Raw genomic sequence first — 18,919 nt, forward strand, 5'->3', positions numbered from 1 at the left:
ACCCGTCCAGCCGACCCGCCCGCCTTGCCGACCCCGCCCGCCCCGGCCGACTGGACGGCCGCGAGGGCGATGGACAGGGCGGCTCGGGCGTCCCCGCCGGTGACCGACGGCGTGCGGCCCGTGCGGACACTGTCGGCGAAGTCGGCGAGTCCCGCGACGTACGCGTCGCGGAAGAGGTCCTGGTCGTAGGTGACGCACTCGGCGGCGACGCCACCGGAGCCGTAGGCCGTCAGATGGGTGCGGCGGATGTCGCCCATCGTCAGCATGCCGGCTGAGCCGAAGACCTCGCCGCGGACGTCGTAGCCATCGGCGCTCCACAGGCCGATACCGCCAGTCCGGCGGCCTTTTTCACGTTGCGTGCGGAGTTGATGTCCCGGTCGAGGAGGGCTCCGCAGGCGGGGCAGGTCCATTCCCGGATGTGGAGGGGCTTGGGTCCATCCACGTGGTCGCAGTACGAGCAGGTCTGACTGGTCGGCACGAAACGGCCGAAGCGCGCACGGCGTCGTTGAACACGACGCGGGCGCACCCGAACGCCCGTGCCAATGCGCCGCGTTGGGTGTGATTCGGGTACAGGCGAAAGCTGTACCGAAGCTGCATGAGAGCCACTGTACGTACTTGGGCTACGGGAGAGATCAGGAGAGCAGACCGCGCCTGGCGGAACTCGCCGTCGGCCGGGCCATCGCCCGGATGGAGGGGGAGGCGGCGCCGGGCCCCGAGACCGTCATCGCGCCGCGACTCGTGGTCCGCTCGACCACGGCGGCGCCGCGCCGGGCCCTGTCGTAACTCCCGTCGTCCGCCCGCGGGACGGGCCGGGCGTCGCCCGGCAGGCGCGAGGTCGACAACAGGGCCCAGGGCCCCGGGCTGAGGGCCCGGGGCTGAGGGGATCACCCGGACGGCGCCGACCGGATTGCGTCGGGCGCCGACGCGCGGCAGGGCGCGGGCGCTCTTATGCTGGAGGTTCAGGACCTTGCGGCCCGTGTCCCATGGCACTGCCGTGACCTGCGGCTTCTGTGCAGTCGCGCCGTAGGCGGACACATGTTCATCCCGCACTCGTGCTCACACGGGCGTGCACACACGCTCGTGCTCAGAGTTGCGGAACGTGGCCTCGCATGGTGGGGAGTCACTCCATGACGCATTCCCGAATACGTTTGCGTCGGGCGGCCGCGACGGCCGCCGCGGCAGGAATGTTCGCACTGCCGATCGCGGGCGTGGCCGGGTGCGGTGGCCCCGCCGCGCCGGCGAAACCGTCGCCGTCCGTTTCCACATCGGCGTCCCCGGACGAGGTCCGTGACATCACCCCTGACGTGACGCAGCAACTCGACACCGTCGTCCAGCGGATCATGCGGGAGGCGAACATCCCGGGTGTGACCGTAGGACTGTGGACGCCCGACGGCAACTATGTGCGGTCCTTCGGGCTCGCCGACCAGAGCAACGGCCAGGCCATGTCGCCGAATCTGTACATGCGGATCGGGAGCGTGACCAAGACGTTCACCGTGACGGCGCTGCTGCAGTTGGTCGACCGGCACAAGGTGAGCCTGGACGATCCGATCGGGAAGTACGTCGAAGGCGTACCCAACGGAAGCAAGATCACCCTGCGCGAGCTGGCCGGGATGCGCAGCGGCCTGTTCAACTACTCCAACGACGAGGCCTTCTACGAGGCGCTGACGAACGATCCACACCAGCCGTTCACCCCGCAGGAGTTGCTCGGCTACGCCTTCCAGCACCATGTGCTGTTCCCGCCGGGAAAGAAGTTCGAGTACTCCAACACCAACCTCATCCTGCTCGGCCTCGTCATCGAGAAGGTCACCGGTCAGCAACTGCACGATCACATCAAGAAGGACGTCCTTGAACCGACCGGCCTGGACCACACGCTCCTGCCGGTCGACGCCACGTTCCCGACCCCGCACGCGCAGGGATACACGACCCAGACCGCGAACGGGGACGTCCAGGACGCGGCCGACTGGAACCCCTCATGGGCCTGGGCGGCCGGCGCGATGATCTCCAATCTGCAGGACCTGCGCGTATGGGCGCGTACGGTGGCCACGGGCAAACTGCCCGGCGGCGGCGACCTGATCAGTCCCGACCTGCAGAAGCAGCGGCTCACCACACCCCCGACCCCCGTCCCGGGCATCGGGTACGGCCTCGGCATCTTCAGCGTCCAGGGGTGGATCGGGCACAACGGTTCGCTGCCGGGCTACGAGTCCCTGGTGGTCTATCTGCCGTCGGCACGGGCGACCCTCGTCGTCCTGCTGAACACCGACATCGACCATGACAACCAGGAGCCCACCACGCTCCTCGGCGAGGAGATCACGAAGATCGTCACACCGGGCCACGTCTTCAACATGCCCGCGGAGCCCGCGGCCAGGTAAGCGGTTAAGCGGTTAAGCGGTTAGGCAGGTAGGCAGGTAGGCAGGTAGGCAGGCAAGGATGCCGGGGCCGGTGCGGGCAGGGGAGAGAAAAATCCAGTGCTCCGCCGCCGACCGGTTCCCTACACTCAACCAGGCAGTGCGCGCCGCCCCGTTCTCGCGGCGCGTTCCGTGACGAGTGAGGGGAGCCCGGCCGTGCGTGAGCGCACCGCTGTCGTCGTTCCCCGGTCACGGTACGAGGTGATCCTCGTGTCCTCGTACGTCCGGTGCCGGCTGCGCGGCCGGAACCGGATGTGCCCGTGACGACCACCTGATCCTGCCGGCCTATCGGCCTATCGGCCTATCGGCCACGCACGCCGCCACCACTGGCTCGGCCGGATGCCTCAACTCAGCTTCATCACAGGTCTGTTCGTCCGGGAATCGCGCCGCCCTGTTGGATCACCCGAAAGGTCATGGGCCGTGCGTACCGACCCGCACCGTCACCTCACCAGTGCACTCGCCAGTCCACTCACCAGTGCACTCACCAGTCCGCTCACCGCCGTTCGCAATCTGGGCATCCTCGCCCACGTCGACGCCGGCAAGACCACCGTCACCGAGCGGATCCTGTACCTCACCGGGACCACTCACAAGCGCGGCGAGGTCCACGACGGCACGACCGTCACCGACTTCGACCCGCAGGAACGCGACCGTGGCATCACCATCTTCGCCGCGGCCGTCAGCTGTGTCTGGGACGACCACCGGATCAACCTGATCGACACTCCGGGCCACGTCGACTTCGCCGACGAGGTCGAGCGTTCGCTGCGTGTGTTGGACGGCGCTATCGCCGTGTTCGACGCGGTCGCGGGCGTCGAGCCGCAGAGCGAGTCGGTGTGGCGGCAGGCCGACCGGTACGGGGTGCCGCGGATCGCCTTCGTCAACAAGATGGACCGCGCGGGTGCCGATCTCGACACGGCGGTGGAGTCGATCCGGCAGCGGCTCCACCCGGCGCCGCTGGTCGTCCAGATGCCGATCGGTACGGAGGACGGGTTCACCGGTGTGGTGGATCTGCCGCGCATGCGGTCGCTGGTCTGGGCCGACGGCTGCGACTCGGCCGAGGAAAGCCCCGTGCCGGACGCCCTGCGCGACGAAGCGCTGCGGCGCCGCAGGCTGCTGGAGGAGGCCGTGGCGGAACTCCACCCCCTGGCGCTGGAGGAGTTCTGCGCCGGGTCCGGGCTCAGCGCGCGGACCCTGGCCTCCGCCCTGCGTGACCTGACCCGTACCGGCGACGGCGTGGTGGTGCTGTGCGGCTCGGCCTACCGCAACCGCGGGATCGAGCCGCTGCTGGACGCGGCCGTGGCGTACCTGCCCTCGCCGCTGGACGTGCCCCCGGTGCGCGGCACCCAGGACGGCGCGGAGCAGGAGCGGGCGGCGGACCCGGCGGCACCGCTGGCGGCCCTGGCGTTCAAGGTGAACGCCACGGCCACGGGCCGGCTCACCTATCTGCGTATCTATTCGGGCACCCTTCGGAAGGGAGAGACAGTGATGGACGCGGGCGCCCGGCGCACCGAGCGGATCGGCCGGATCCTGCGCGTCCAGGCCGACCGGCACGCCGAGCTGGACCGGGCCGAGGCCGGGGACATCGTCGCGGTGATCGGGCTGAAGTCGGCCCGCGCCGGATCGACGCTGTGCGCGCCCGGGGCGCCGCTGGTCCTGGAACCGCCGACGGTCGCCGATCCGGTCGTCTCCGCCGCGGTCGAGGCCCGCCGGAGCACCGACACCGACCGCCTGGTGTCGGCGCTGGCCCGGCTGGGCGAGGAGGACCCCTCGCTGGTGGTCCGCACCGACCCCGAGACCGGCCAGACGGTGCTGTCCGGCATGGGCGAACTCCATCTGGAGGTGGCAGTGGAGAAGATCCGCCTCGCCCATGGGCTTGACGTCAACGTCGGCCGGCCGAGCGTGGCTTACCGGGAAACGGTCGCCCGCGGGGTCTCCGGGCTGGTGTACCGGCACGTCAAACAGGACGGCGGCGCGGGACAGTTCGCCCATGTCGTCCTCGACGTGGCACCGCTGGAGGCAGCCGACGACGACTCCGGCGGCGCGACCGGCTTCGCGTTCCGCTCGACGGTCGTCGGGGGACGGGTGCCGCAGGAGTACGTCCGCGCGGTCGAGGCCGGCTGCCGGGACGCCCTGGCCGAGGGGCCGCTGGGCGGTCACCCGGTGACCGGGCTGCGCGTCGTGCTGACCGACGGGGCGACCCACCCGAAGGACTCGTCGGATATGGCGTTCCGTACGGCCGGCCGGCTCGCGCTCCGGGAGGCGCTGCGGGCGTGCGCGATGGTCCTGCTGGAACCGGTGGCCGAAGTCACGGTCACCGTGCCCGAGGACGCCGTCGGCGCGGTGCTCGGCGACCTGGCGGCACGACGTGGCCGGGTCTCGGGCTCGACGGCGCGCGGGAGTGCGGCGGTTGTCACCGCGACGGTGCCGCTGGTCGAACTGTTCGGTTATGCGACGCGGTTGCGCAGCCGTACGCAGGGCCGGGGAGCTTTCACGACCCGGCCCGCGGGCTACGCCCCCGCGCCCCACGGGACGGCGGCCCGGTAGTCGCGGCGACGGTCCCGCCCCTGCGCGGGCGGGACCGTCCGTCCGTGTCGCGACCGGCGTTGTCCGCAAGTCCGCAAGGCCATGGCCCGCCGTGGTCGGTTGTGGCGGCGGTGTCCGGCGGCGTGGGCCTGAGCCGGCGTCGTGGCTCCAGCTGTTCATTCCCGGCACGCCCGTCGCCGGGCGCCGCATCAGGAGGGGAAGCTCGCCGAAGGCGGCGCGGTGGCTCGGAGTCGGGCTTCGGGGCGGGGGAGGCCGCGCGGTTGCGCCCGTTCGTCCCGCGGGACGTTCCCGTCATCCCTGGAACAACGGGACGGAATTCCCGGCCGTCGGCGCGGAAACGCTGGGCGACGAGATCACGGTTCGTGATCGGCACCATCAGTCCGGAGGTTTCCATGATTCGTCGGACACTGCAGAGCGGCCTGATGGCCGCGGTCGCGCTGTTCGCGCTCGTGCCGACGGCGGCCGTGGCCGTCGAGGGCGACCACGCCGCATCGGCGCCGGTCGTCGCGACGGCCTCGCACCGCCCGCCCACGCTGCTCCCCGTCCCCGCCCGGCACACGCCGGTCCGTCACCGCGTGCACCGTTCCACGCGGTGCCACCACCACGTCCGTCACATCCGCCGCGTTCACCACGTCTCAGGGGCGGCCTACCATCACCGCGCCCGCGTCGTGGGGCGCGTCGCCACCCGGCACATCTCGCTGAACGTCCGCTCCGGCCCCGGCCTCGGCTACCGCGTGATCGGTCACCGGCATGTCAACGGCCGGTTGCTGGTGGTCTGCAAGAAGCACGGCTCGTACGTCTTCGGCAACCGACGCTGGTACCGGCTCGCGGGCGGCAAGGGCTACGTCTCCGCCCGCTACGTCCGTACGCGCGGCGCCATCCCCTGGTGCTGACGCGCCCCGCCCTCACCGTTCCCTGAAAGACGGCCTGCCCGGCCACCCGTGTGTGCCCGGGCAGGCCGTCGGCGCGCTCCACCCCGCAACTCACCCTTCTCATACCGGCATCCATGTGTGGCGGCACCACACCCTTGGGAACACATCATGACAACCAGGGCGAACCGCCCAAACTGGAATCAGTGTCGAGGGACAGGTCATGCGACAGCCCCAAGGATCGAGACCGTGAGAGCCGGCGCAGCACGGACGGTGAGGCCCTGCCGGCCGACGGCCGCCCCGCCCGCGCAGGCGGACGGCCCGTTCGTGAAGGAACTGCGCGACCTGAAGGAGCGCACCGGTCTCAGCCTCGCGGCCCTGGCCGCGCGCACCCCGTACAGCAAGTCCGCCTGGCACCGCTATCTCAACGGCGCCCAGCGGCCCCCTGGTTCGGCCGTGGAGGCGCTCGCCCGGCTCGCCGGCGCCGACCCGGCCCCCGTACTTGCCTTGTGGGAGTCGGCGGACCGCCCGCCGCCAGAGGGTGTGCCGTCGTACGGCGGCGACCCCTCGGCGCGGCCCGTGTGGCCCGCGTGGCCTGTGCGGCCCCGGCGGCTGCCGCTGTCGGCGCTCGCTCTGATCGTCGTGGTCGCCGCCGTGGCCGTCACCCTCGTCGCGGCCGGCGACTCGCGTACGCCGGGCGGGCGGCTCACGGCCGCCTCGCCCCGGTGCCGGGGTGCCTCCTGTCAGGGGCAACTGCCCGACGTGTCCTCCTGCGACCGGGACGCGCAGACCAAGAGCACGGTCCGCGACGCCTCCTACGCCGTGCGGCTGGAGTACTCGCCGTCCTGCGGCACCGCCTGGGCCGAGGTCCAGGTACGGCCGTCGGCCGCCCGCGTCATCTCCGTCCGGTCGGGCCGGGACGTGCTGTCCGCGGCGTACCCGGGAGACGGCTCCGACGGCTGGGCGAGCCCCATGCTCGCCGCGAGCTCACCCGAAGGTGTGGAGGCATGCGCCCAGGTGGACGGCAAGCTGGCGTGCACCGGCCTGGACGCGCAACCCGCCGGGGAGCGTTGAACGGATGATCGGGCCGGGGTGAACGCTGGGTGTGCCCCGCGTCAACGCTCTGCTCCTGAGGGCTGTCCTACATGTTGTAGGGTTTGCGTCGTCCGTCCGCCGGTCGGTATCGGCCGGCGTGTTGCCGCCGATCGGGGGAGCATGCAGGAGTCTGACGAGCCGTCACCAGTGAGGGACCCGGTCTTCGAGCGGATGCTGGACCGGGCCCTGGACTCCCCGGAGATCGCGGCCGCGCTCGACGGCGCCGGCGTCGTCGCCGGTGCCGACGAGGGCGCGGGCGCGTCGCGCGAGCGTCTGCGTGCACAGGCCTTGGAGGTGCGCGACCGCCTCGTCGGCGTACCGGCCGACGAGTACGACCGGTACCTCGCGCTGCGGGCCGCGGCCATCGGCCGGCACGGGCCGTCTTACGGCGACGGCCGCACGAAGGACGGACTCCTGCCCGTGCTCGCGGTACTGGTGCCGAGCCTCGGGGCCGTGGCCACGGGCGTGTTCCTGCTGTGCGGATTCGGCCTGCGTGCCTTCGCCGCGCGCCCGCACATCGGCGACGGACTCGTGATGGCCGGGGTGATCGCCGCCGCCGTGACGGCGGGAGCAGCCCTCGGGGACCTCGCCTGGCTTCTGGCGGCACGCGCTCGGGGCCGTTCCGGTCCGTGCGGCGACGACCCGGCGGAGCGCGACCCCGAGGTGCGGCGGGCCCGCGAGGCGTGGGAGCTCGCCGTGCTGGAGCGGGGGCTGGTGCCGTTCCTGCATGAGTGTGTGGATGCCTGGCGCGGGAACGCCGGGCGCGGGAACGCCGGGCGCGGGAACGCCGGGCGCGGGAACGCCGGGCGTGCGGGGGACGGGCGTGTGAGGGGCGGCCGTGCGGATGCCGGGCGTGTGAGGGACGGGCGCGCGGACCCCGGGCCTTTGGGTGCCGAGCGTGCGGATGCCGGGCGTGTGAGGGACGGACGTGCGGGGGGCGGCCGTGCGGAGACCGGGCGTGCGAGGGGCGGCCGTGCGGAGACCGGGCGTGTGGACGCCGGGCGTGTGGACGTAGGGCGCGCAGATCCCGGAGACCCTGACGAAGGGCGCGCCGCAGGCGCGGAGGAGCGCACCCGGTAGCCCCGAGTTCTTGCCCTATTCCTACCCTTGACAAGGCTCCCGACATCCCTACAGCACGTAGGGTCTGTCCGAGTGCCCGGGAGGACCAAGGACAGACAGCCCGTCCCCGAGTCCCTCTGTCAGCCTCCGTCCATGCCGGTCGCCCCGGCCTCTCTCTCATCAAGGTGAGTCATCGCGGTGCCCGCACAGCAGCAAGCAGTGATCCCCCAGCAGCGCGCCCGGCGACCGCAGGGTGCGACGGCCGGGGGACCACCGCCCTTCCTCGCCCGTCTGCGCCCCAGGGCGGCCGCCGCCACGGTCTGGTACCTACGGCTGCAGGCCCTGCTGAACATCGTGGCGGTCCTCTCGCTGCCCTTCCGCGAAGAGGTCCACGAGCACAACGTCGGCGAGTACTTCACGCCGTACCTGGCCACCGCCGGTCTGGTCTCCGCGGCCCTCGCGCTGTTCCTGGCCATGGTGATGCGGCGCCGCAAGCGGGCCGCGTGGATCTTCAACATGCTGCTCGCCGGCCCGCTCCTCGCGCTCTACGTCCTCGCCCTGACCCAGGACGCCTACCGCCGGCATGCCTTCAACTGGATCTCCGCCCTGCTCACCGGCCTCTTTGTCGCCGCGCTGCTGCTCGGCCGCAAGGAGTTCCGGGCCGTGGGGGACCGCTCCAACCCGCGCCTCGCGCTGATCGTCGGCGCCTGCGGCATCCTCGTCAGCGGCGGCATCGGCACCCTGCTGGTGAGTGCCACCAACCAGGTGCCCGGCGCCACCCTGACCGACAAGGTCGCGTACACGCTGCTGCGCGGCGTCAGCGTCGGCCCGCTCGCCGACCGCATCGACGCCGTGCACGCCCCGCGCTGGGTGGACATCACGGTCAACGTCCTGATCGCGGCCTCCTTCCTTCTCGTTCTGTACGCCTGCTTCCGCGCGCCCCGCGGCCGGGAACTCCTCGGCGAACAGGACGAGCAGCGGCTGCGCGCCCTGCTCGCCCGGCACGGCGAGCGGGACTCGCTCGGCTATTTCGCGCTGCGCCGCGACAAGGCCGCGATCTGGTCCCCGAGCGGCAAGGCCGCCATCACCTATCGGGTGGTCGGCGGCGTCACCCTGGCCTCCGGCGATCCGATCGGCGACCCCGAGGCCTGGCCCGGCGCCATCGAGGAGTGGCTGGAAGAAGCCCGCCGGCACGCCTGGACGCCCGCCGTCATGGGTGCGAGCGAAGAGGCAGGCACGATCTACGCCCGGCACGGTCTGGACGCGCTCGAACTGGGTGACGAGGCGATCGTGGACGTCGCCGACTTCAGCCTGGAGGGGCGCGCGATGCGGGTCGTTCGCCAGGCGCACAACCGCGTGCGCCGCGCCGGGTACACCGTGCACATCCGTCGCCACGGGGACATCCCCGAGGCCGACATGGCCGCCCTGATCGAGAAGGCCGACCGCTGGCGCGACGGCGGCAGCGAGCGCGGTTTCTCCATGGCCCTGGGCCGCCTCGGCGACCCGGCCGACGACAGCTGCGTGATGCTGGAGTGCCGCGACGGCGAGGGCGAGCCCCGGGCCCTGCTCAGCTTCGTCCCCTGGGGTGAGCACGGCCTCTCCCTCGATCTGATGCGCCGCGACCGCGACTGCGAGAACGGCCTGATGGAGTTCATGGTCATCGAGCTGCTGCTGCGCGCCCGCGAGCTCGGCGTCGAGCGGGTGTCGCTCAACTTCGCCATGTTCCGCGCGGTCTTCGAACGCGGCTCCCGCCTGGGTGCCGGACCCGTGCTGCGGCTGTGGCGCTCGGTGCTGACCTTCTTCTCCCGCTGGTGGCAGATCGAGTCCCTCTACCGCGCCAACGCCAAGTACCGGCCCGTGTGGGAGCCCCGCTTCCTGCTGTTCGAGAAGAGCGCCGACATCCCGCGCATCGGCATCGCCAGTGCGCGCGCCGAGGGCTTCCTGACCGTGCCGAGCCTGCCGTCCCTCTTCGGCCGACGGCACGGCGCGGCCGCGCGTACGGAACGAGTCGTCGAGCACGTACGGAGTGAGTCATCGGGCGGCAAAGTCCCGGGTCCGGGGTGAGACACGATGCCCGGGGCGACGTAGAGGAGGGCAGGGGGAAGCCCCCCGCGCCGCCTGCCCTTCCCGGAGGTACCCCGCCCGTGACGATCGTCAAAGCACCCCCGGCCCCGGCCCCGGCCCCGGCCCCGGCCCCGGCCCCGGTCGACCGGCGCCCGGACGAGGAGGCACCCCAGGGCTGGCAGTTCAACTCCTCCCTCGGACTGACCCTGCTGCTGCTCCTGCTGGTCGTCGGGCAGGGCCCGATCCGCGGGGCGCTGGCCGCGCCGGTGATGCAGAGCTGGATGACCGTCTTCCTCGCCGTGGTCGTCCAGGCGCTGCCCTTCCTCGTCCTCGGTGTCCTGCTCTCGGCGGCCCTCGCGGTGTTCGTCCCGCCGTCGTTCTTCGCCCGCGCGCTGCCGAAGCGGCCGGCCCTGGCGGTGCCGGTCGCCGGGGTGGCCGGGGCGGTCCTGCCCGGCTGCGAGTGCGCGTCGGTGCCGGTGGCCGGGGCGCTGGTGCGCCGGGGCGTCACCCCCGCGGCGGCCCTGGCCTTCCTGCTCTCCGCGCCCGCGATCAACCCGATCGTGCTGACCGCCACCGCGGTCGCCTTCCCCCGCAACCCGGAGATGGTCCTCGCCCGGTTCGTCGCAAGCCTGTTCGTGGCGTGCGCGATGGGCTGGCTGTGGCAGCGGCTCGGCCGCACCGACTGGCTACGGCCGCCGGCCCGCGCGTCGTACGAAGGGCAGAGCAAGGGGGCCGCGTTCTGGGGCTCGGTACGGCACGACGTGATGCACGCCGGCGGCTTCCTCGTCGTCGGCGCCATGGCCGCGGCCACCCTCAAGGCGGTCGCGCCGGCGAGCTGGTTGCGGACGGCGGCCGACAACCCGGCGGTGGCGGTCCTCGCGCTGTCGGTCCTCGCGGTGCTGCTGTCGATCTGCTCCGAGGCGGACGCGTTCGTGGCCGCGTCGCTGTCGCAGTTCTCGCTCACCGCCCGACTCGCCTTCCTGGTGGTCGGACCGATGATCGACCTGAAGCTGTTCGCGATGCAGGCCGGCACGTTCGGCCGCTCGTTCGCGCTGCGGTTCGCGCCCGCCACCTTCGCGCTGGCGATCCTGGTGTCGGTCCTGATCGGGGCGGTGCTGCTGTGAACCGTCAGGCCCAGGCGGCCGTCCTGTTCCTGGTCGGCGGGGCGATGCTGCACGCCGGCACCACCGACCTGTATCTGCGCTATGTCAAGGCCGGGCTGCGACCGCTGCTGCTCGCCGCCGGGGCCGTCCTGATCGCCACCGCCGCCGCCACCGTCTGGTACGAACTGCGCCGGTCGCGGGCGGCCAGGCAGAGCCCTGAGGGCGACGAGCCGCACGAAGAGTACGGCGATGGTCACGGCCATGGTCACGATCACGGCCACCGCGAGCCCCGCATCTCCTGGCTCCTCGTGCTGCCCCTGTTCGCCCTGATCCTGGTCGCGCCCCCCGCGCTGGGCTCCTACAGCGCCCTGCGCACAGGTACCGCCGTCCAGCCGCCCTTGGCCTACACGGCCCTGCCCGCCGGCGATCCGGTCGAAATCGGCCTGGTGGACTACGCGAGCCGTGCCGCGTACGGCCACGGACGGACCCTGAAAGGCCGGAAGGTGGAGATCACCGGGTTCGTGGCCCTCGACCGTGGCGGTACGCCCTACCTCGTCCGCATGGCACTCAACTGCTGCGCCGCCGACGCCCAACCGGTCAAGATCGGCCTGTCCGGAAAGCTGCCGCCCGTCCTGCGGCCCGACGCCTGGCTCAAGATCACCGGCACCTACACGGGCAAGCGGACCAAGGACCCGGTCAACGGCGGGATCATCCCGTTCATCGACGTCATCGAGGCCAGGCCGGTCCCGACCCCGAAGGACCCGTACGACGAGAGCTGGAACCAGTGAGGACGGGGTCGTCCTCGTTCCGGCCTTGCGTCTCGAGACGCGGCGCGCAAGGGTGGCGGTGAACAGATCCAGCAGTGTTCGTTCGAACCGGGCAGCTGGTGAGTGAACAGTTTCAGCGACTCTGCACCATGCGAACCCCGCTCGACGCACCGCCTCCGACGACGCCTGAAAAGGAGCGCGTCGTGCGTGTCAAGCGACCACTTTTCCTGCTCGGCTCAGGGCTCCTTGCCTCCATGGCGTTCGTGCCGGGCATCTCCACGCAGACCTCGGCTGCCACAGACTTGGAGGATGCTGCTGTGGCGGCTCGGACAATCCCGGACTACATCCGGGAACCACCACCCCCGAACCCCGACGACACGGGGAGCGACGTATACCGCCAGCGCTTGTCCGACGTCTATACACAGGGTTGGCAGGATGGCTTGGCGGCGGCCGAGGCCGGTAAGCCCCGCTCCATTCAGGTCCCTTCCGCCCAAGGTCACGAAGCCGCTGTGGGCCAGTATTACAGGGGCTTCGTCGACGGATACGACCGCTTTGCCAGCACTGCACGCTTCGCGATATCCGAGTCGGTACATGCTGCACAACGACAGCAGGCTGAACGAGCGAGGGCGCAAACGCAAAGCTGGATCGAACGGGTAATGACCGAACCGGTGCTGACCGAACCGGTGCAGATCGGGCCACTGCACAAGGAGCAGCCGGAACTTCCTCCCGAGAGTCAGACAGGCCAGCCGCAAAGCCGGATCGAACCGGTGCAGATCGAACCGGTGCAGATCGGGCCGCTGCACAGGGAGCAGCCGGAACTTCCTCCCGAGAGTCAGACCGGTCAGCCGCTGGGTCCTACGGAGTCGGTCACCCCTACGGGCCAGACCGGTCAGCCGCTGGGTCCTACGGAGTCGGTCACCCCTACGGGCCAGACCGGTCAGCCGCTGGCTCCCACGGAGTCGGTCACCCCCACGCACGAGACCGGTCAGCAGGTGACTCCCGAGGGCCAAGTGGCCGGCCAGCAACTGGTGTCCATGGAACCGACGACTCCCGTGGAACCGCAGGGAGGGGATTTCGGAGCACATGACATCGACTCTCAGCCGGATTCCTTTGCGGAGTAGCCACGCACCAGCGGGTCCGTTCAGGCCCCGGACGCCCGCACCCCGTCCAGTGCCACGTTCAGCACCCGATCCCGCTGCGCGTCGTCCAGGAAGTTCGTCGCCGTGATCCCTGCGACCATCCGCAGCAGGTCGTCGAAGCCGATGTCCGTACGGGCCTCGCCGGCCTGCTGGGCCCGCTCGAACAGCGGGCCGCCCGCCCGGTACATGGACTCCCGGCAGGCGAGGAAGATGTCCGACTCGTCGTCCATCGCCTCGCGGATCGCCCGCTTGGTCACCGTGTAGTCGACGAACCGGCGCAGCCATGCGGTGAGCGCCTCCCACGGCTTCAGGTCCGCGACCTCCTGGGCGACCCGGCACAGGTCGTTCACCTCGCCCGCGTACACGCTCTCGAAGAGATGGCGGCGGGTGGGGAAGTTCCGGTAGAGCGTGCCGATGCCGACGCCCGCGCGGCGGGCGATGTCCTCCAGGGACGCCTCCGCGCCGTTCTCCGCGAAGGCCTCGCGCGCGGCGGTGATCAGGGCGTCGTAGTTGCGGGCGGCGTCCTTACGGTGCGGCCGCTGGGACGCGACGATCTCGCTGACGGGGAACGGCTGAGCCGTCACTGCTGCCTCCCTGGCCGGGACGAGGTTGAAGCGGAGGTGTGCCTCCGTTACAGTGGAGGTGTACCTCCACTTTAGCAGTCGGGGTGCGCTCGCCACGGATGCGCGCGGCCGCACGTGTCGTCGGCGACCTCGTACCCCTCGATCTCACACCGGGCCCCGCGCCGAGCGCGCCGCCGCCCCTCACCGACCGACCATCCGTTCCGCGACCGCTCCCCGCGGCCGTCGCGTGTTCCGCGCTGCCCTGTGGCGCGAGCGAGTCCGTACGACCGTGGCCGGATGGCCTCGGCCGCAACCTGTTCGGAGAGGCTTTTGATGCCCCGGAAGTCCACCCGCCTCACCTTCGCGGTCCTCGCGACCGGTGCGGGCGTGTTCGCCATGCTGCAGTCGCTGATCGCGCCGGCCCTGCCGACCGTCCAGCACGCGATGCACACCTCGCAGTCCACCGCCACCTGGGTGATGACGGCGTATCTGCTGTCCGCCTCGGTCTTCACGCCGATCCTCGGCCGGGTCGGCGACCTCGTCGGCAAAAAACGCACCCTCGTCGCCGTCCTCCTGACCGTGCTGGCCGGCTGTCTGCTCGCCGCGCTCGCGCCGAACATCGGCGTGCTGATCGTCGCCCGTGTGGTGCAGGGCGTGGGCGGCGCGCTGTTCCCGCTGTCCTTCGGCATCATCCGGGACGAGTTCGCCCCGGCGGAGGTCAGCGGCAGCATCAGCAATCTGTCCGCCGTGATCGCCGCTGGCGGTGGCGTCGGAATAGTGGCCGCCGGTCCGATCGTGTCCGCGCTCGACTACCGCTGGCTGTTCTGGATCCCCGTCGCCGTCGTCGCCGTCACCACGCTGATCGCCCTGCGCTTCGTGCCCGAGTCGCCCCGCCGCGCCGAGGGGCGCGTCAACTGGCTCGGCGCCGTGCTGCTGTCGGCGTGGCTCGTGGCCCTGCTGCTGCCGCTGAGCCAGGCGGGCCAGTGGGGCTGGGGATCGGTTCGGGTGATCGGCATGTTCATTGCCGCGGTGGCGCTCTTCGCGCTGTGGCTGCTGGCCGAGGCCCGCTCACGCACCCCGCTGATCGACCTGCGCGTCATGCGACTGCCCGCCGTGTGGACGACCAACACCGCCGCCCTGCTGTTCGGCGCGGGCATGTACGCGATCTGGTCGTTCCTGCCCGGCTTCGTACAGACGCCCGGCTCCGCCGGCTACGGCTTCGGCGCGTCCGTCACCGCGTCCGGACTGCTGATGCTGCCGATGCTGGTCGCCATGTTCCTCTCGGGCGTGCTGAGCGGCCGTCTGGAGCCGGTGGTCGGAGCCAAGGCACTGCTCACGACGGGCGCCGCACTCGGCGCGGTCGCCTGCGGCTTCCTCACCCTCTGGCACGACCGGCAGTGGCAAGTGGCCCTCGTCGCAGGCGTGTTCGGCTTCGGCATCGGCCTGGCCTTCGCCTCGATGGCCCAACTGATCGTGGGCAGTGTCCCGGCCGAGCAGACCGGCGCCGCGACCGGTATGAACGCCAACATCCGCACCATCGGCGGCTCCATCGGCGCCGCGCTCACCAGCGTCCTGGTGACCGGCCGTCTGCAGCCCTCGGGCCTGCCCTACGGCTCCGGCTACACCCACGGCTTCGGCCTGCTGACCCTGTTCTGCCTCGCCGCGGCGCTGGCCGCGCTGCTCGTCCCGGTCCGGCACGCGGGCCGCGCCACCGGGACGCCGCGTACGAGCGACGCGTCGGCGCGCAGGGAGCCGGAGGCCGTCGCGCCGGGCGCACGCGGCTGACGCTCTCGCAGACGGCAGACGGCAGACGGCAGACGGCAGACGGCAGACGGCAGGCGGCAGGCGGCAGGCGGCAGGCGGCAGGCGGCGGGAGTCGGAGCGGGCGTCGCCGGACGCCCGACCGCCGTACCGGAGACGGCCCCGGTGACCGCCGTCGAGGCGGGACGGCCCCGGCGGTCACCGCGTCCGCGTCAACGGGCCGTCCTGAGCGGGCTCGGCGAAGTCCGGTGCGGTTCGACAGCGCCCCAAAGGGGCGCGGGGAACTGCGCGACCAGCCACGACGCACCCGCAGGTGGCCTACCGGACCTCCAGCGGAGCGCTCAGACGGCCAGTTCGCGTGCGTGCTCGACCGCGGCGCCCACGGAGGTGTGGACCACCGGGCCGTGACCGGGAAGGACGACATCGGCGTCGAGCCGGTCGAGGGCGGTCAGGGAGTCGAGCGCGCGGGCCCGGTCGCGGTGGAACATCCCGGGCAGCAGCTGGGGGCCGCGCAGACGGGACGTCGGATGGCCGCTGACCAGCGCGTCGCCCGTGACCAGGACCCCGGCGTCGGGCAGGTGGTAGGCGCAGTGCCCATCGGTGTGACCGGGCGTGAGGACCGGAAGCGGACGCCCGGGAAGGTCGAGCCGGCCCTCCGCGGGGAACGGCTGCGGCTCGACGACCGGGATGTGCTCCTTTCCACCCGCTCGCAGGGCGTGGACGGCCCAGGGCAGCACTCCGGGACGCCAGCCGTTGGCCAGGACCTGCCCGATCGTGACCTGGTGCAGAAACTCCCGCCGCGCGTGCGGGACTTCCGCCTGGTGCATCAGGATCGGCGTCCCGTGTGTGCGGCGCAGATACTCCGCCGCGCCCAGGTGGTCGTTGTGGGCATGCGTGATCAGGACGGCCGCTACGGCGGCGGGGGAGACACCGACCGCGGTCAGCGACGCGAGGAGACGTTCGCGGTCCTTGGGGTACCCCGTGTCGACGAGGGTGGCGGTGTCGCCGTCCTTGACGATCACCCAGTTCGTGCTGCTCCCCGAGACCAGGTACACGTCGGAGCCGACCTCGACGATGCTGTCGTTGCGCATGAGTTACCGAATCCTCTTCAGGGCCCCGAAGGGCGGGCCGACCTCAGGCACGCGATGCGGACGCCTGGCCCGGCGCCGCTGAGGGCATCCTCTCGCAGGGCAGCAGGTCCGAGAAGCGGCTTGTGACCGCTCGTTCCCTCGTTCCGCTCGTTCCGCTCGTTCCGCTCGGTTCCGCTCAGTCCTCGTGGCCGTCCGCGGCGACCTGGGCGAGCGTGCGTCCGCTGCGTACCGAGCGGGCCCGGCGCGGATCGGGGGTCGCGTGCTCATCGGCCCGGGCCTTGCCCGCCTTCACCAGCAGCCAGGCCTCGTCCTCGCCGTCGTCCTTCCCGCCGCGGAACCGGGTGAGGGCGTACTCGCCGTGGAGCTTCGACCCGTGCAGCCGGAACGTGGCGTGCCCGCGCTCCAGCGACTCCTCGAAGGGAACAGGCCGCCCACGGCGGTCATGGCTCAGCGGCCGATACGTACCGCGGTCCCAGACGATCACCGCGCCACCCCCGTACTCGCCCCGCGGGATGACGCCCTCGAAGTCCTCGTACTCCAGCGGATGGTCCTCGGTGGGCACGGCGAGCCGCTTGTCGCCGGGGTCGGCGGACGGCCCCTTGGGGACGGACCAGGACTTCAGCACGTCGCCGACCTGGAGCCGGAAGTCGAAGTGCAGGGTGCTCGCGTCGTGGATCTGCACGACGAAATGGGGGTCCCCGCCGGGCTCGCGGCCCTCGGTGAACCGGGGATCCTCGCCGGAGGACGCCGCGCGGCCCTCCGGTTCGCCGGTCCGGCCGAAGTCCCGTTTGCCGCGGTACTCCCGCAGCCGATCGCCGCCGGCCATGTCCAGCTCCTTCCAGCCCCCGTTCGCACGGAGGGTGCCCTCTCGTGGGGTCCGAGTACCCCGTCGGCCGCCACGGCCACCCGAGGGGCGTGAGCGAGTAGTCTCCGGGACATGCGGATCTCCGTTTCCTCGGACATGGACGAACCCGTGGCCCGCTTCCTCGTCGGGGAGCTGCGCACCCGCGGCCACGAGGTGCTCACGCACGGGGCGCTGCGCCCCGGGGACGACCCCCAGTGGGCCGCGTGCTCGCAGGCCGCGGCCCGTGAGGTCGCCGACGGGACGTCGGACCAGGCGGTCGTGTGCTGCTGGACCGGCACGGGCGCGTCGATCGCCGCGAACAAGGTGCCGGGAGTACGAGCGGCCCTGTGCACGGACGCGTACACGGCGGACGGCGCACGCCGCTGGAACGACGCCAACGTGCTGGCACTCAGCCTGCGGCTGACCTCCGAGCCGCTGCTCAAGGAGATCCTGGACGCCTGGTTCGCGGCCGAGGCCGGCGAGGACACCGAGGATCGGGAGAACGTGGCCCGCATCGCACGCCTCGACCTCGGCAGGCCTCTTCCGTGACCGCCGACGTACGGTTCCGGGTGGGTGACGTGCTGAGGGTCGCCTGTCCGTTCAGTCCCACCGAAGAGGGATGCGGCTGTCGGCGCCGGCAGACCGGGATGCGTGCTCTGGTTCCCGCCGAGGCCGTGCCCCGCCGCCGGTCAGTGGCTCGCCACGAGTTCGGGGAGTGGCGCCCGCACCTCTTCGCCGGCCGTCTCCGTGACGGTCTCCGTAACCGCCTCCGCCGGGCCCCGGCCCTGGTCCCGCACGCTCCACAGCCACAGCACGTCCCGCCCGAAGGACCACAGCAGCGAGGCCAGCGCGCACACGACGATCCCCGCCGTCGCCGCGTACGGCAGGAAGCCCGACCCGGCCACCAGCAGGGCGATGCCCTGAACCGCCGCCACCGTCTTGCGCGCCATGCTCGGCGGCAGCTCGCCGTTCAGCCACGGCAACACCCTGGCCGCCGCAACGAACACGTACCGCATCCCGCCGATCAGCAGCACCCACGGGCCCAGCGACATCGACACGTACACGCTCAGCACCAGGATGAGGAACGCGTCGACCTCCATGTCGAAGCGCGCGCCGAGCGCGCTGGAGGTGCCCGTGCGGCGGGCCACCTTGCCGTCCACACCGTCCAGGATCAGCGCCACCGCCGTCAGACCCACGAGGAGCGTCACCGGCGGCGAGCTCTCGAAGGAGTCCGCGACCAGCGCCGTGACGCCGCCCACCAGGGTCGCGCGGCCCAGGGTGACCCGGTTGGCCGGGCCGAAGGAGCGCAGCCGCGAGCGGAGCACGGCCCGGGTGAGAACGGCCCAGGTGGCGAGTGCGAACGCCAGGCCCGTCAGCCAGCCGGCCGGGCCCATGCCGATCGCCGTGCCCAGCAAGGCCAGCAGCAGCACCTGCACGCCCGCTCCCACGGTCGTCTCCTGCTGCAACAGCCTCGCGTCGTATGTGTGGTTCAGGGCCACCGCTCACCCTCCGGCCAAGTGACAGATTCGATCTTCGCGCGTACGTTGTGCGCGACTTCTCGTAGCCGCGACTTCTCGTAGCTGCGAGTACGTGAAGAGTCGGCAGATCGTTCACGAGG

General features: G+C 71.8%; 17 protein-coding genes and 1 pseudogene. 12 read left to right on the forward strand and 6 right to left on the reverse strand.

Annotated elements, in window-relative coordinates:
- Positions 1 to 259: 259 nt before the first annotated feature.
- Together Q2K21_RS13605 and Q2K21_RS35775 are read right to left on the reverse strand one after the other, a co-directional pair.
- Positions 260 to 526: a zinc ribbon domain-containing protein gene (locus tag Q2K21_RS13605; protein ID WP_399043876.1), complete on the reverse strand. Its 267-nt coding sequence runs from the start codon at positions 524 to 526 to the stop codon at positions 260 to 262.
- Positions 493 to 597, reverse strand: a pseudogene (locus Q2K21_RS35775) (helix-turn-helix domain-containing protein); the annotation flags it as partial. The pseudogene Q2K21_RS35775 and the gene Q2K21_RS13605, both read right to left, overlap by 34 nt.
- An 18-nt stretch (positions 598 to 615) precedes the next feature.
- Between Q2K21_RS35775 and Q2K21_RS13615 the strand changes: the two are divergent.
- From Q2K21_RS13615 to Q2K21_RS13660, 10 genes are all read left to right on the forward strand, one after another.
- Positions 616 to 783 carry a hypothetical protein gene (locus Q2K21_RS13615; RefSeq protein ID WP_310770377.1) on the forward strand — a complete coding sequence of 56 codons (168 nt, stop codon included), beginning with the start codon at positions 616 to 618 and terminating at the stop codon, positions 781 to 783.
- A gap of 344 nt (positions 784 to 1,127) precedes the next feature.
- The gene (locus Q2K21_RS13620) at positions 1,128 to 2,369 is read left to right on the forward strand and encodes a serine hydrolase domain-containing protein (RefSeq protein WP_310770379.1); all 1,242 of its coding nucleotides are present in this window, start codon (positions 1,128 to 1,130) and stop codon (positions 2,367 to 2,369) included.
- A gap of 456 nt (positions 2,370 to 2,825) precedes the next feature.
- Entirely contained in the window at positions 2,826 to 4,946 is a 2,121-nt protein-coding gene (gene fusA / locus Q2K21_RS13625) for an elongation factor G (RefSeq protein ID WP_310770381.1), read from the forward strand.
- A gap of 392 nt (positions 4,947 to 5,338) precedes the next feature.
- Complete coding sequence (locus tag Q2K21_RS13630; RefSeq protein ID WP_310770383.1) at positions 5,339 to 5,839, forward strand: SH3 domain-containing protein; 501 nt, start codon at positions 5,339 to 5,341, stop codon at positions 5,837 to 5,839.
- Positions 5,840 to 6,064: 225 nt separating this feature from the next.
- Positions 6,065 to 6,889 carry a helix-turn-helix domain-containing protein gene (locus Q2K21_RS13635; protein WP_310770385.1) on the forward strand — a complete coding sequence of 275 codons (825 nt, stop codon included), beginning with the start codon at positions 6,065 to 6,067 and terminating at the stop codon, positions 6,887 to 6,889.
- Positions 6,890 to 7,030: 141 nt separating this feature from the next.
- On the forward strand, positions 7,031 to 7,990 hold the full coding sequence (locus Q2K21_RS13640; RefSeq protein WP_310770387.1) for a hypothetical protein: 960 nt from the start codon (positions 7,031 to 7,033) through the stop codon (positions 7,988 to 7,990).
- A 177-nt stretch (positions 7,991 to 8,167) separates the two neighbouring features.
- Positions 8,168 to 10,033 carry a phosphatidylglycerol lysyltransferase domain-containing protein gene (locus Q2K21_RS13645; RefSeq protein ID WP_386275957.1) on the forward strand — a complete coding sequence of 622 codons (1,866 nt, stop codon included), beginning with the start codon at positions 8,168 to 8,170 and terminating at the stop codon, positions 10,031 to 10,033.
- Positions 10,034 to 10,113: 80 nt separating this feature from the next.
- Entirely contained in the window at positions 10,114 to 11,157 is a 1,044-nt protein-coding gene (locus Q2K21_RS13650) for a permease (protein WP_386275956.1), read from the forward strand.
- Positions 11,154 to 11,924, forward strand: a complete 771-nt coding sequence (locus Q2K21_RS13655; RefSeq protein WP_310770389.1) for a TIGR03943 family putative permease subunit — start codon at positions 11,154 to 11,156, stop codon at positions 11,922 to 11,924. Before Q2K21_RS13650 ends, Q2K21_RS13655 begins: the two co-directional genes overlap by 4 nt.
- Positions 11,925 to 12,106: 182 nt before the next feature.
- Positions 12,107 to 13,024: a hypothetical protein gene (locus tag Q2K21_RS13660; protein WP_310770391.1), complete on the forward strand. Its 918-nt coding sequence runs from the start codon at positions 12,107 to 12,109 to the stop codon at positions 13,022 to 13,024.
- 20 nt (positions 13,025 to 13,044) lie between these two features.
- Here the strand turns inward: Q2K21_RS13660 and Q2K21_RS13665 are convergent, their stop codons facing one another.
- Positions 13,045 to 13,626, reverse strand: coding sequence for a TetR/AcrR family transcriptional regulator (locus Q2K21_RS13665; RefSeq protein ID WP_310770393.1), 582 nt, complete (start codon positions 13,624 to 13,626; stop codon positions 13,045 to 13,047).
- Between the two features lie 312 nt (positions 13,627 to 13,938).
- On the opposite strand from Q2K21_RS13665, the gene Q2K21_RS13670 reads away from it, so the two are divergent.
- Positions 13,939 to 15,390 carry an MFS transporter gene (locus Q2K21_RS13670; protein WP_310770395.1) on the forward strand — a complete coding sequence of 484 codons (1,452 nt, stop codon included), beginning with the start codon at positions 13,939 to 13,941 and terminating at the stop codon, positions 15,388 to 15,390.
- A gap of 317 nt (positions 15,391 to 15,707) precedes the next feature.
- Here Q2K21_RS13670 and Q2K21_RS13675 read toward each other — a convergent pair whose 3' ends face one another.
- Positions 15,708 to 16,457 carry an MBL fold metallo-hydrolase gene (locus Q2K21_RS13675; protein WP_310770397.1) on the reverse strand — a complete coding sequence of 250 codons (750 nt, stop codon included), beginning with the start codon at positions 16,455 to 16,457 and terminating at the stop codon, positions 15,708 to 15,710.
- A 175-nt stretch (positions 16,458 to 16,632) separates the two neighbouring features.
- Positions 16,633 to 17,283, reverse strand: coding sequence for a DNA polymerase ligase N-terminal domain-containing protein (locus Q2K21_RS13680; RefSeq protein WP_310770399.1), 651 nt, complete (start codon positions 17,281 to 17,283; stop codon positions 16,633 to 16,635).
- A gap of 111 nt (positions 17,284 to 17,394) precedes the next feature.
- Here Q2K21_RS13680 and Q2K21_RS13685 point away from each other — a divergent pair, with 111 nt between their 5' ends.
- Complete coding sequence (locus tag Q2K21_RS13685) at positions 17,395 to 17,850, forward strand: RpiB/LacA/LacB family sugar-phosphate isomerase (RefSeq protein WP_310770401.1); 456 nt, start codon at positions 17,395 to 17,397, stop codon at positions 17,848 to 17,850.
- Between the two features lie 140 nt (positions 17,851 to 17,990).
- Here Q2K21_RS13685 and Q2K21_RS13690 read toward each other — a convergent pair whose 3' ends face one another.
- Positions 17,991 to 18,800: a CDP-alcohol phosphatidyltransferase family protein gene (locus Q2K21_RS13690; RefSeq protein ID WP_310770404.1), complete on the reverse strand. Its 810-nt coding sequence runs from the start codon at positions 18,798 to 18,800 to the stop codon at positions 17,991 to 17,993.
- Positions 18,801 to 18,919 lie beyond the last annotated feature (119 nt).

The organism is Streptomyces sp. CGMCC 4.7035 (genome assembly GCF_031583065.1).
Lineage (GTDB): Bacteria > Actinomycetota > Actinomycetes > Streptomycetales > Streptomycetaceae > Streptomyces > Streptomyces yaanensis.